Origin of the sequence: Eubacterium sp. AB3007 (assembly GCF_000688015.1) — a bacterium.
Lineage (GTDB): Bacteria > Bacillota > Clostridia > Peptostreptococcales > Anaerovoracaceae > Aminicella.
In genome coordinates, this window is sequence record NZ_JIAD01000001.1 from 393,784 (window position 1) to 407,059 (window position 13,276).

A 13,276-nucleotide genomic window follows, 5' to 3' on the forward strand; every position below is an offset into this window, starting at 1 on the left:
GGTTGCGGTATCTGTTCTTTTGAGTGGTGTAGCTATAGGGAAAGAACACATGAGGTCGAAAGGCTTTGTGCAGGATGAGAAGGGGGAGATCGTCTCCGTGGAGAAGAGGCGGGCCAAAGACACAGAGGTTTTCACATTGCATGTGAAGGTGTGTCGGGAGGGTGTCACTGCGGAACGAGATGTGACGTTGACGCTGCGAGGTGAAAGGCAGAAGAAAAGTTCGCCTGTCGACAGGTCAGATCCGGCAGCCAAGCTCGACAGAGAGCTGGAGGGTGCGATCAGTGAGGCAGAAGAAGGAAAGGGAAAGTATATCGAACTCCCTCTCGCCCTGCAAGATGGTACCAGAATACGGTGGAGCAAGTCGAACCAGTCAGCGCCAATTATGTTTCTGCTGTTTCCTGTCGGCATCATCCCCTTGCTGTATCTCTCGGATCAGAAGAAGGACAGGGAAGTGTGTAGGATGAGAACAGAGAGTGTACGCAGATCACTTCCGGTGTTCACGGATCAGGTTATGATCCTGTTATCCTGCGGGCTGATCCTGTCAGATGCGTTTAACAGGATCGCTGAGGGATATCGAACGGACCCGACAAAGAACAGTTTCTTTGAGAGACTTATCGTAGACTGTCAGGAGTGCGCCGCCAGAACCAATCGGAGTCTGGTAACGATTCTGAACGAGAAAGCGGATCAGTATAGGATCCGAGAATTTACAAGGATTGTAGGATATATTTCAGAAAATCAATACAGAGGTGTGGATCTGTCCGGCAAACTGGAGGCCTCCGGCAGAGAACTGTGGGAGGCACGCAAGAAGCAGGCTGAGGAGAAGGGGCGGATGGCAGAGACTAAGCTGACGATGCCGCTGGCCGTGCTTCTTCTGGTGCTGATCCTGGTGACAGCAGCGCCGGCGATCCTGCAGGTAAAAGGAGGAACATGAGATGAAGAGATGGTTTGGCAATAAGATGGGGGCAGTCGTGCCTATGGAAATGGTACAGGTGGCGATCCTGATCGCTCTGGCGGTGGCGTTGGGGATCATATTCAAGACGGAGATCACCGCCTTTGTCAACAAAACGTTTGATGCTCTCAATGGATAGGAGGCATCTTTTGAAAGGAAAACGTGGGAGCACGATGGTGGAGGCGGCGATGGTGCTCCCGCTCCTGCTTCTCAGTGTTTTGTCGACGATCCTTCTGGTGTTGTACTTTTATGCATCACTGGATTCTCAGATACACACACAAACGAAGGCGATCGAGAATGGTCTCTCTTCCCGGGCTATGTTCCGTATCGTACAAGAAGAGACCAGTACCAGTGTGCCTTTGCGAGGTATCGTGGAGAAAACGATGAGGCGGGAGTATCGCGCAAAACACTACGTGATCAACATAGGGGAGGCGATCCGGCTTGGAAGGAAATTCACAGAAGAATAAGCGAGGTTCGGTAGCCATCACGGTGATCATGCTCATGACAGGACTTCTAATCCTGATCACCGCATACATCCATGCCTCCAAAACACTGGCTGTACGGGGATGCACCAGAGAAATGGGGCTTATGTGGTGTGAGTCCGTTCTTGGGGAATATGATCTGAACCTCCAACGCCGGTACGGGATCTTCGGATTTTATGGGACGGTCGATGAGATCGGGGAGAAGATCGATCGCTACGCCATGTGTTCCTTTCGGGGCAAGAAGTATGTGGACTACAAGGGAGCTGCCGTACAGTTATTTGACTATAGCCTGGAGAGTCCTCTGAACGTCCGTAAGCAGGTGGTCGCCATGGGTAAGTATGTAGCAGCAGGTGACCTGGTGAAACCGATCCCTGAGATACATGCCTGGAAGGACGGAAGCAGTTGTGTCAGGGGCGGAGAAGAGATATGGACGGAGCTCCCTTCGGAAGGCAGCAGTGGTGGTCTTTCGGTTGCTGCGCTCAAGGCTGCCCTGGAAGGGCTCAGTGATCCAGGAGAGGTGGTGAAGGAGGGGACAGACCGCTACTTCGAAAACAGATACATCCTTCGGTATTTCAGTCATGAGGGTGAGAAGAACGACCTTGGAAATACTTATCTGGATGGAGAGGTGGAATACATTCTCTGTGGAAAACATACGGACGAAGAGAACCGGAAGGGAGTACGCGCCAGAATCACGGCCATTCGGTTTGCTGCTAACATGGTGTATATTCTGAAGGACCCTAAGATGAATGGAGAGACCATGGCGGTGGCAGAGGTGATCACACCAGGTCCGGCGGCCGTGGTGACCCAGAAAGCACTCCAGAGCGCCTGGGCTCTTGCGGAGAGTAACAACGACTACAAGCTTTTGATGAACGGGAAAAAGGTACCTATGGTTAAAACACAGCATTCCTGGGCCATTGATCTGGAATCCATCACAGGCGGAAAGGTGAAGGAAGAGGAGAATCCGAAGTTCAAAAGCAAGGTCCCTTATGTTGACCCGGGGAATACAGCCGGACAGGAGTATCGCGATTATCTTGAATTACTCTGCTATCTGATGGACAGTGATGTGAAGATACTGCGACTGATGGATCTGATCCAGATCAACATGAGATGTTTCTATTACGGAGATTTTAGATTGAAGGATTATAATGGGGGATTACGTTGTGTGTTGAGGGTGAATGATGAGGAACAGGAGATCGCAAAGGTATATCAGGGAAAGCCGTAAGGGGTTCTTAGACTGCAGAGGGGCATATATCGTAGAGGCGGCTTTGGTGCTCCCACTGTTTATCCTGGCCATGCTTCTGATGGTAAACGTGATCCCGGTCATCGGTAAGTGTGAGAACATCACCTACGGGGCGGCAGAAGAAATGAGGATGGAGATGGCGAAATCCGCATTTCGTCGTGATCCGGTTGCGTTTCCGGTACTCCTTCCCGCAAGGGTATATAAAGAAAACAGCAGAGTGGAACATTTTCTGGTGACCGGATATCGTTATCGGTATGCGGCAGGAGACGAGGATGACCTGATCAGTGTGCGGTTTGCCTGCCGGTTCTCTCAACCGGACCCCTTCGGAATCTTCAGTAAGATCCGGTTCCAGGGGGCACTGATGGGGAGGGCGTATACCGGCAGTTATTATAAAGGGCAGAAGCAGGAACAGGATCTGGTCTGCGTATTTCCGGAGGAGGGAAGGTGCTACCATAGCAAGACATGCACTCATGTGAAAGCGAACTGCAGACAGACCTACCTGACTGGGGAGATCCGGAAGAAATATCGTTCCTGTCCCAATTGCAAATCCGGAAAGGCGAAGATCGGAACGCCTGTGTTCTGTTTTGAGGCATATGGCGAGGCGTATCATCTTGCCGGGTGCAGGGCCGTAAAACGATACTATATCAAGATCAGCCGGAGATCGGCCAAAGAAAGTGGATATGTGGCGTGCAGCAAGTGCGGAGGAGGGTGATCATGGATCAGCTAGAGGTCAAGTATGGAAAGGGGCAAGTTGCAGAATATCAGAAGGATATCCTCAGCATGCAGGTTTGTCCGCTGTTCCTGCAACAGATCTTTGTTACCGGGGAAGAACAGGACTCTGCGATGGTAAAAATGGAGGAATATATGCCGATGCTCTCGCTGGAGCACCTGCGTGAGGAAGAGGGAATCAGCATTATGATCTCTCTTCTGACGGGAATGATCGAGGCAGAGCGAAGGTATATGTTCATTGGAGAATACCGGGTGGACGTGGGTGTTCTCTGTGTAAGCAGGGACCTGAAGAAAGCAAGGCTGGTGTTCGTTCCACGGCACTACACCAATCAGGTGGCACTGTTTCAGGATCTGATCGGTATATTGCGCCACATGGAAAACAAGGTGCCGGCGGAAGACGGCAGGTTTCTGCGGGAAGGGATCGAGTATATTGCCAAGGGGAACGGTAGCCTCACCAGAATGCGGCAGCGGTTCGTGTTGCTGCACAGGAAGGTGAGGGAGGAGTGATCATGAGAGCCTTCGGAGTATTACGATGATGAATTAAAGGATTGTAAGTCCAATAAAAAAGGGGATGCCCCCAAAAGATGGAATATTATCCGTCTTTTGAGACATCCCTTGACTTTGTCAAAATATATGTTCTGACTATTCCTCTTCAGCAGGAGCTTCCTCGGCTTCCGTAGCTTCCTCAACAGGAACTTCCTCAGCAGGAGCTTCCTCAGCCTCAGGCTCTTCCTCGGCGATCTCGCCAGCTTCCTTGATGGAGAGGCTGATTCTCTTTCTGTCGGTGTCGATCTCGAGGATCTTGGCGTTGACTTCCTGTCCTACGGAGAGCTCGTCAGCGATGTTAGCAACACGCTTGTTGGCAACCTCGGAGATGTGGACCAGTCCATCCAGACCCGGCTCCAGCTCTACGAATGCGCCGTACTCCTTCAGCTGAACGACCTTGCCCTTGACCACCTGGCCAACAGAGTAGTTGTCGTTGATGACGGACCATGGCTCCGGAGTGGTCTGCTTGAGACCCAGGGAGATCTTGCCTTTCTCCTTGTTCATGGAGAGGATCATTACCTCGATTTCCTGTCCGATGTGGAGCACCTCATCAGGATGCTTCAGCTTGCCCCAGGAGATCTCGGAGATGTGCAGCAGTCCATCGATTCCACCCAGATCTACGAACGCGCCGTAATCGGTGAATCTCATGACAGTACCCAGTACGGTCATGCCTTCCTGGAATGTGGACCAGATCTCCTCGATCTGCTTCTGTCTCTCTTCGACCAGAACAGCCTTGTGGGAGAAAACGGCTCTGTTTCTTCTCTGCTCAACTCTTGTGACCTTGACCGTCAGCTCTTCGCCGATGAATCCGTCTGCAGTCTCCACATACTTGTTGGAGAGCTGGGAGAGAGGAATGAAACCGGAGACTTCCTTGTAGGCTGCGATCACACCGCCCTTGACGACCTTCACGACCTTGACGTCGATGTTGGTCTTGTTCTCGTAAGCTTCCGTGATCTCGTTCCACTGCTCGTTGACCTGCAGTCTCTTCTTGGAGAGCAGGATGCCACCGTCGCTGTCGTCTGTCTTGATTACCTTAGCCTGGATCTCATCGCCGACATGGAACACGTCCTTCAGTGTCTGACCTTCTTCCAGAGATACCTCGTTTGCCATGAGGATCCCGTCCTTCTTGCAGCCCATGGTGACGATGACTTCGTCGTCGGTAACCTGATAGACCTTGCCGTCTACGATGTCTCCAGCGTGAGGGAGTCTCAGGGTAGCATCAATCTGATCCATGATATCTGCCATTGAAATGTTGTTTTCGTTGGTGATGTTTTCACTCATTGTAGAAATAACCTCCTTAATAACACGTTCAGGCGTCGATGCACCTGCCGCAATTCCTATTCTATTATATTTTTGCAATTCTTTCAACGGTAAATCTGAAATATTTTCAACAAAAAACGTGTATTTTTGATTTTTTTTACATATTTCATATAATTTCCGGGTGTTGGAGGAGTTGCGGCCACCGATCACCAACATCATATCCACTTTTTGGGAGAGTTCATCAGCGGCTTTCTGCCGATCTCGTGTTGCATTGCAGATGGTGTTCTGGATATCAAGATCGACGCCTTTCTCCTGCAGGACGGAGACGACTTCCTGTAATACTTTCTCGTTCAATGTGGTCTGGCATACCAGAAATGCTTCTGATTCCTCAAATCTCCGGGCATCCTCGGACGAGTGAGCGATGAAGGCCTGATCGTTGCACCAGCCGTTGATCCCTATGACTTCTGGGTGCGTCCGGTCGCCTACGATAATGATAGGTCGTCCCTCTTGGAAGGCTTTGTTCACAAGCTGATGGATCCGGGCGACAAAGGGGCAAGTGGCGTCCACGATCTCCAGATCCATGGTGGCAGCTTGGTCATAAAAGGACTTAGGCTCTCCGTGAGACCGGATGATCACCGTATCTCCGGGGGCTGTCTCTGACAAATCGTGAATGATCCCGACGCCATTTTCTTTCAGGCTGTCAGTGACCGAGGTGTTGTGGATCAGGGGGCCGCAAGTATAGATGGCGCCTCGATGTTCCTGGTCCAGCTGGGCGTATGTCTTCTCAATAGCCTGTCTCACACCAAAGCAGAAGCCGCTGTGTTTGGCTCGTATGATCTCCATAGGCTTACTCCTCCTGCCCTGCGGCTATGATCTTGTATAAGGCTTGTTTCATGTCCGCGGGAACAGCCGCTTCGAATCGCATTGGTTTCCCGCTTCGCGGATGGCTGAAGCGAAGACTGTAAGCGTGCAGGGCCTGTCGGTCGATAAGGGAAGGTGCCGCGCCGCCATAGAGTTCGTCGCCGATGATAGGGAATCCAAGGTGGGACAGGTGCACCCGGATCTGATGGGTGCGGCCTGTTTCCAGAAGCAGTTCGATCATGGAGTAGCCACTGGCGACCTGAAGTATCCTTACATGTGTGACAGAAGGATATCCATCCTCGGTAACAAAACGGTTCGCCGTGCCTTCTGCAGGCCCGCCGATGGGAAGGTCGATGGTAAAGCGGGGGTTGTCATCCTCGTCATACTCTGTGACTGTAACGCCTGGTTGTTTCAGGGCGTTCTCGGTGATCTCGCCGCGGACAATGGCGATGTAGCGTTTCTCCACCCGGTTCTCCTGCATCTGCCGGACGATATCGTCCTGAGCGTGGGAGTTCTTGCCTACGATGAGAAGTCCCGAGGTATCCATGTCCAGCCGGTTCACAAAGCGGATCTTAAAGGAGTCTCCGGTCTCCTCCATGTGTTTCATGAGGCCGTTGGCGATGGTGTGGGAAGGATGCCCGTAGGTGGGGTGGACCGTGATCCCAGGTTGTTTGTTGAGGATGAGAATGTCACCATCCTCGTAGAGTACGTCTGTGTCAATGTCCTCAGGTTCAAAATGGCTCTTCTCGTCTGGAAGGAGAGCGGTGATCACATCACCGGCCTTGGGCTTCATCCAGCCTTCCAGGATCTCGCCATTGAGATAGACGCGTTTCTGGGCGCGGAGTCTGGCAAGGAGCCTGGAGGAAAAGTCTAATCTCTTCTTCAGAAGGCGTCGTATCCCCAGCCCTTCGTCCTCTTTCTCAACTGTGAATTCAAATGTCTGCATGTCTGTCCTCTCTATAGGAATTTGCTCTTAACCTTTGTCCAGAAATCATAGCCCTCAAAACGTACCAGGTTGACTTTCTTGTCAGAGAATCCGATGGTCATCTCTTTCACCTTGGCGTAGTTGCTGGTGTACCCGTCACAGACGATGCTGATCTCAGTCTGTGTGTCGATGTCCGGGATCAGTCCCAGTTCCAGGTCAGATGGCAGGAGTACGCTGGAGGTGAAGGAACGATAGGCAATGGTGTTCATGGGGGCGATGGGAGTGACCTGCAGCACTGTCAGCCGCGGATCAACGATGCTCCCGCCCAGGGAGTAGTTGTAGGCCGTGCTCCCGGCAGGAGTGGCCACCACCAGGCCGTCTCCGCTGAAACGCTCGATAAAGCTGCCGCCGATGGACATGTTCAGGTGGACGCTGTGGCTGTTGTCTCCCTTGACACATACTTCGTTGAGCCCGATATGTTCGTGGCATCCGGAGTCACATTCCACATTGATCCGCACGGTGGAGAGAGGCTGGAGACTGTACCGGTCATGAGACAGATTGAATATCAGGTCGTCCAGCTGATCCGGCATGATCTCCTGAAAGAACCCCAGGTGCCCGGTATTGATTCCCACCATGGGGATTTCCGGGAAGTCGTACTTGTGGAGTACCTCCAGGAAGGTGCCGTCTCCGCCGATGCATACGATGATGTCAGCGTTTCGATCGATGCCGTCCAGAACCTGGCAAGCTGAGTTGGACAGTTTGCTCTTCAGAACTCGCTCGGTTTTCAGAGAGGAGTTGGAACCATTGGTATAGATGCATAAGTGCTTTCTCATATCAGTACAGCCCTTTCAGTTCTTCGACGAGTGAGGTGAAGGTTTTCATGGCCTGGTCGACAGGTCCCGGTGTATCCATATCCACACCGGCAATGCGAAGAAGTTCCACCGGATAGTCGTTGGTGCCGCACTTCAGGAACTCCAGGTAAGCATCGCGAGCAGGTGCTCCTTTGGTCAGGATGCTGTCTGCAATAGCGGTCGCCGCAGAGTAGCCCGTAGCGTATTGATACACGTAGAAACTCCGGTAGAAGTGAGGGATCCTTGCCCATTCGTACTGGATCAGAGAATCCTCTGTCAGGGCAGGACCGAAATACCGGTTGTTCAGATCGTTATAGAGACTGTTCATCCACTCCGCCGTCAGGGAGCCGCCGTTCTCCACGTAGTCATGGGTCTGCTTCTCGAATTCAGCGAACATGGTCTGTCGGAACAAGGTAGTACGGAATGCCTCGATATACATGTTGAGAATGTACCGGTGCATTTCCGGATCCCTCTCGTTCTCAAGAAGATAGCGCATCATCAGAGACTCATTGACAGTGGAGGCTACCTCCGCTGTGAAGATCGAGTGATCCCCATAGCAGAAGGGCTGATTGGCCCTGGTATAGAAGGAGTTCATGGAATGGCCCATCTCGTGGACCAGGGTGAACAGATCCTCCAGCTTTCCATCAAAGTTCATCAATACGTAAGGATCAGAGTCGTAGGAGCCGAAGCTATAGGCGCCGCTCGTCTTGCCCTCGTTCTCGTAGATATCGATCCAGCGATCCTCAATTCCGCGATTGAATTGCGCCAGATAATCCTCGCCAAGCGGGGCTAGTCCTTTGTTGGCCAGTTCCACCGCCTCGCGGAATGTGATGTCTCTCTCCGGCATACTGACCAGAGGGACATATACGTCATACATCTTTAGCTCGTCCACGCCCAGAATCTTTTTTCGGAGAGTGAGGTAATCGTGCAGAGTCGGCAGGGTATCGTTGACCGCACTGATCAGATTATCATATACAGACTCCGGGATATTGCCGGAAGCCAGTGAAGCCTGTCGTGCGGAGTCATAGTGACGGATCTGGGCGCTCACAACGTCTCTTTTGACGTTGTAACTGTAGTTGGTGCCGATGGTGTTGATCAGGCTGCGGTATGCCTCATAACAGGCGGTATAGGCTTCCTTACGAACTTCTCTGTTCTGTGAGCGCATCAGGTTGATATAGTTGCCATGGGTCAGAGAGATTTCGTCGCCGTCCTCGTCATGAACATTTGTGAACTTCAGATCTGCGTTATTCAGCATCGTGAAGATCTGACCGGTAGCGCCAAGCACTTCGCTCATCTGTGCCAGAAGTTTCTCCTGCGCTTCCGGGAGCACGTGAGCCTTCCGGCGCAGGGCATCCAGAAGCATGTGGCGGTAGATCTGAAGGCGTGGTTCGTTGTCCAGAAATGAGAGGATTCGATCCTCAGGCAGCGCAATGATCTCAGGCAGCACAAAACTCATGGCGGAGGAGATACGGGCGATGGCGTTCTCGGCGCGTCCCAGCATCTCCTGCTGATGGCTGTTCCGGTTGTCTTCGTCTTGTTTCATTCTGGCATAGACAAAGACGCGTTCCAGAAGAAGTTCGATTCGGTCAGATTCCTCCAGAGCGTCAGCCAGCATGGACGCACTGTCCCCCAGATGACCTCGGAAACGATCATAGTTTTCAGCTCCGGTGATGGCAGCGGCAAGGTCTTTCTCCCAGAGGTCATCTGCGGCGTACATTTTCTCTATGTTCCACTTATGTTCAGAAGGGATTTCGGTACGTGATTTTAATTTTTTGTTTCCCATATACGTCCTCCTATGGTATGATATAATTTAGTATATCATAAAAACGAAAGGAAAAACAGATGGACAACAGACCGATTGGATTTTTTGACTCCGGTATTGGCGGTCTTACAAGCATCCCTTATATCATGCGGAAACTTCCGCTTGAACAGATCATATTTTTCGGTGATACAGCAAGGACTCCCTATGGATCCAAGTCCGTAGAGACCATCCGGCAATTCACCATGCAGATTGGTGAGTTTCTTAAGAAGAAAGACGTCAAGATGATGGTCATTGCCTGCAATACCATCAGTTCGACCTGTCTCGACGATCTTCGGCGCGCGTATCCCAAGATCCCTATCATCAGTGCTATTTCTCCAACCGCAAGGGTAATTGCGGAGAGCTGTGCGCCAGAGGATCACATCGGCATCATCGCCACCAAGGCAACCGTTCGCAGCGGCGTGTATGAGCGCAAGATCCGGGAGAAGAACCATCGTCTCGACAAGTTATATGCCAGAGAATGTCCTGCCTTTGTTCCGCTGATCGAGGAGGGGATCATCGACAACGAGATCATGGACCTGACCATCCATTATTATCTGGATGATTTTGTGGAAGATAACCAGATCGATACGCTTGTGCTCGGATGCACCCACTATCCTCTGATACGAGAGAATCTCCGGCGTATCTACCCGGGGCTTCGCATCGTTAGTTCTTCCAAGGAGGCGGCGACTGCTGTACAGATCGAGCTGGAGAAACACGATCTTCTTGCGGATAGAAGAAACGCAGACAATGTCTTCTACGCCAGCGACCTGTCGGAGAATTTCGTCAACATGATCCAGCGGATACTGGGGAAGGATCAGGATGAATTGAACATTCGATTCAAGAATCTGGATTTATAGAAAGTAGGGGGATATGGACAGATTGTATGAATTGATGGGGATACGATCCCCAGAGGATTTTCATTATTTTGAGAACATGGCGGAACTGATGGAGACGGAAGAAGAGATCTCAGAGGAAGAGCTGCACGCCTTTCTGAAGGATCTGGACAAAGCCCGGTTCTCCGACCTTTTGGGACAATACTATGACCACATCCAGGAATGGATACCAGACAGGGAAACAGAGGTCTACACGCTGATGGAAAACATCCGAAGCGTCATGAGCGGTTATCTGATGGAACTGGATATGGATCTGGATGAGGCGGAAGAGGACGAGATCCTAATGAACCTGGTGGATGAGATCATTAAGTTCAGAAGGTGGTTCCTGTTTGATGACAACGTGGTATGCACCAATGAAGTGACAGAGGAGTCCTATGTGACACCGGTGATCGATGCATTGGCTTACGCCCGGGCTGAGACGCTTGGGGAAGATCCCTATCGGTTTGATTTCAGCAGAGCGCTGGATTACGAACTGGATCACTTGACCGTAATGTTGCACTAGTTAACTGTGCCGGAGAAGAGGAGACAGCATGTATAAGAATATGAACGAGAATCACCAGCTCTTCCAGGATTTTCCGGGATTTGATCGATTCGACTATCCAGAAGGAACATACAGGGTCACTGCAGGTATGGGCGGCGAGGCCATTCTGGTCATCGGCAGCCGGTACACGGCCCTCTATGACACAGGAATGGCCTATTGTGCAGAAGGGACCATCTCCAATATCAAGACCGTACTTCACCGCCATCAGAGAACCAGGGTGGATTATATTCTGGTTTCTCATACTCACTACGACCATATTGGGGCACTGCCCTATGTTCTGAAAGAGTGGCCTGATGCGATCGTGTGTGGTGCCGCCAAGGCGATGATGGTGTTCAAGAGCGAGGGCGCCAGAAAACTCATGCGCTATCTGGGGGAGGAAGCAAGGAATAGCTTTACCGGATCCCGCAAGCCCATTGAGACAGAGGGGATGCGGGTGGATCGGATTGTCACAGATGGCAGCAGGATCAATCTGGGGGACAAGTACTTCAATGTCATCGTGACCAAAGGACATACAGACTGCTCCCTGACCTTTGTGCTGGAACCGGACAGCATCATGTTCGCAAGCGAGAGCACAGGGCTTCTGAGAGGGCCGGGCGTCATCCATACATCGATTCTGAAGAGCTACCGGGATGCCATCCAGAGTGCTCGTAAGTGCAAGAACTATGGCGTTCAGAAGATTATCAGCCCGCATTTCGGGTGCATTCCCTACGACATTGTGCCGCAATACTTTGACATGTTTCATGAGAGTGCGGAAAGGGGAAGAGATTTTGTGCTTTCACTGAGGGATCAAGGGCTTGATTTCGATGGCATCATGAAAGCCTACGAAGCAGAATACTGGTTCGAGGAACGGAGCAAGTTCCACCCGAAAGCCGCATTCCTGGAGAATGCGAAGCATGAGGTGAGCTGCATACTTCGCGAGTTCCCGGAGGAGAAGAATTAGGAGGAATAGAATGATCACAACTAGGAAACTCTCTAATGGAGTTAGAATGGTCATGGAGCAGATGCCTGGCGTACAGTCAATTGCCATCGGTGTGTTCGTGAGAACCGGTGCGGTGGACGAGATGGATCGAAACGCGGGCATCTCGCATTTTGTTGAACACATGATGTTCAAGGGGACAGAGTCCAGGGACGCCAGGACCATCGCTGCGGATATAGATCGGATCGGAGGTCAGATCAACGCTTACACCAGCAAAGAACACACCTGTTACTACGTGAAGGCTGTCTCAGAGAACTACCGGAAGGCGGCAGATGTTATTGTGGATATGCTGGAACACTCTGTTTTCGACCCGGCAGAGATGGACAGGGAACGGCAGGTGATCTGTGAGGAGATCAAGATGACCAAGGACAGCCCAGACGATGTGGTGCATGACACTTTTGTGTCCCAGGTGTTCCGCGGCAATCCGGAAGGCCGTTCTATTATCGGCACACCGTCTTCCCTCAATCGGGTCACCCACGGAGTCATCACACGCTATGTACGGGAGCAGTATACCAGAGACAGTATTGTGGTCTCGGTAGCAGGTAAGTTCGACGAGGACGAGATATGCGCATATTTTGAGAATGCATTTCTCTCACTCGGCGATTCCAAGCCGGCTGCCCGTGAATCGCGCACTCCCTATAAGCGGTCGTTTCGGTCTGTGACCAAGGATATCCAGCAGAGCCACATCTGTCTGGGTACCAGAGGATTGCCACTTGGGGATGACAGGAGCTACGCTTTCCAGATTATGAACAACCTGCTTGGCGGGAGCATGAGTTCCCGCCTCTTCCAGAATATTCGTGAGCAGAAAGGACTGGCTTATTCGGTGTTTTCTTCTTCCGGTGGATTTCGAAATGCAGGGTATTTTGAAATCTACGCTGGCGTAGCCCACGACAGGATCCGCAAAGCCATCGAGGGAATCCGTGAAGAGATCGACCGATTGGGCAGGGAGAGTGTCAGCCAGGATGAGCTGGACTCTTCCAGAGAACAGATAAAATCCATCTATGTGTTCAGTCAGGAGAGTTCTTCGGCGAGGATGATGATCAACGGAAAGAATTTCCTGCTGAAGAACAAAGTCTACATGCCGGAGGAAGTCCTGGATGGGTACAACAGCGTGACGATCGATGACATCGACCGCATCAAAAAACTGATCACAGATTTTGATACCTATTCAGCTACCGTGGTTTCCGGTAAACCAGTACGTGTACGTTCCATGATGGAGTGA

14 protein-coding genes are annotated in these 13,276 nt (G+C 51.5%); 10 read left to right on the plus strand and 4 right to left on the minus strand.

From position 1 onward, the window contains the following. Positions 1–49 precede the first annotated feature (49 nt). The 6 genes from P156_RS0101940 to P156_RS0101965 are packed head-to-tail and all read left to right on the plus strand — an operon-like array spanning position 50 to position 3,907. A complete protein-coding gene (locus P156_RS0101940) occupies positions 50–931 on the plus strand; it encodes a type II secretion system F family protein (RefSeq protein WP_034802077.1) in 882 nt (293 codons plus the stop codon). A 1-nt stretch (position 932) separates the two neighbouring features. Then, positions 933–1,088 carry a hypothetical protein gene (locus P156_RS13285; RefSeq protein WP_185752228.1) on the plus strand — a complete coding sequence of 52 codons (156 nt, stop codon included), beginning with the start codon at positions 933–935 and terminating at the stop codon, positions 1,086–1,088. A 10-nt stretch (positions 1,089–1,098) separates the two neighbouring features. Further along, complete coding sequence (locus P156_RS0101950) at positions 1,099–1,416, plus strand: TadE/TadG family type IV pilus assembly protein (RefSeq protein ID WP_027868708.1); 318 nt, start codon at positions 1,099–1,101, stop codon at positions 1,414–1,416. After that, positions 1,391–2,653, plus strand: a complete 1,263-nt coding sequence (locus tag P156_RS0101955) for a DUF5702 domain-containing protein (protein WP_027868709.1) — start codon at positions 1,391–1,393, stop codon at positions 2,651–2,653. Before P156_RS0101950 ends, P156_RS0101955 begins: the two co-directional genes overlap by 26 nt. Beyond that, positions 2,610–3,383 (plus strand): TadE/TadG family type IV pilus assembly protein, encoded by a 774-nt coding sequence (locus tag P156_RS0101960; RefSeq protein WP_185752120.1) that lies wholly within the window; start codon positions 2,610–2,612, stop codon positions 3,381–3,383. Before P156_RS0101955 ends, P156_RS0101960 begins: the two co-directional genes overlap by 44 nt. A 2-nt stretch (positions 3,384–3,385) precedes the next feature. Continuing rightward, a complete protein-coding gene (locus P156_RS0101965) occupies positions 3,386–3,907 on the plus strand; it encodes a hypothetical protein (RefSeq protein ID WP_027868711.1) in 522 nt (173 codons plus the stop codon). Between the two features lie 135 nt (positions 3,908–4,042). Here the strand turns inward: P156_RS0101965 and P156_RS11175 are convergent, their stop codons facing one another. From P156_RS11175 to pepF, 4 genes are read right to left on the minus strand one after another with little or no spacing between them, the layout of a single operon-like run. Continuing rightward, the gene (locus P156_RS11175; protein ID WP_034802083.1) at positions 4,043–6,049 is read right to left on the minus strand and encodes a bifunctional 4-hydroxy-3-methylbut-2-enyl diphosphate reductase/30S ribosomal protein S1; all 2,007 of its coding nucleotides are present in this window, start codon (positions 6,047–6,049) and stop codon (positions 4,043–4,045) included. A 4-nt stretch (positions 6,050–6,053) separates the two neighbouring features. After that, entirely contained in the window at positions 6,054–7,013 is a 960-nt protein-coding gene (locus P156_RS0101975; RefSeq protein WP_027868712.1) for an RluA family pseudouridine synthase, read from the minus strand. Between the two features lie 11 nt (positions 7,014–7,024). Next, positions 7,025–7,825 (minus strand): NAD(+)/NADH kinase, encoded by an 801-nt coding sequence (locus P156_RS0101980; protein WP_027868713.1) that lies wholly within the window; start codon positions 7,823–7,825, stop codon positions 7,025–7,027. A 1-nt stretch (position 7,826) separates the two neighbouring features. After that, positions 7,827–9,626, minus strand: a complete 1,800-nt coding sequence (pepF, locus tag P156_RS0101985) for an oligoendopeptidase F (RefSeq protein ID WP_027868714.1) — start codon at positions 9,624–9,626, stop codon at positions 7,827–7,829. Between the two features lie 59 nt (positions 9,627–9,685). Between pepF and murI the strand changes: the two genes are divergently transcribed. From murI to P156_RS0102005, 4 genes are read left to right on the plus strand one after another with little or no spacing between them, the layout of a single operon-like run. Continuing rightward, positions 9,686–10,501 (plus strand): glutamate racemase, encoded by an 816-nt coding sequence (murI, locus tag P156_RS0101990; RefSeq protein ID WP_027868715.1) that lies wholly within the window; start codon positions 9,686–9,688, stop codon positions 10,499–10,501. Between the two features lie 13 nt (positions 10,502–10,514). Then, a complete protein-coding gene (locus tag P156_RS0101995) occupies positions 10,515–11,039 on the plus strand; it encodes a hypothetical protein (protein WP_027868716.1) in 525 nt (174 codons plus the stop codon). 28 nt (positions 11,040–11,067) lie between these two features. Beyond that, a complete protein-coding gene (locus P156_RS0102000; RefSeq protein ID WP_027868717.1) occupies positions 11,068–12,018 on the plus strand; it encodes an MBL fold metallo-hydrolase in 951 nt (316 codons plus the stop codon). Between the two features lie 10 nt (positions 12,019–12,028). After that, positions 12,029–13,276: a pitrilysin family protein gene (locus P156_RS0102005; RefSeq protein ID WP_027868718.1), complete on the plus strand. Its 1,248-nt coding sequence runs from the start codon at positions 12,029–12,031 to the stop codon at positions 13,274–13,276.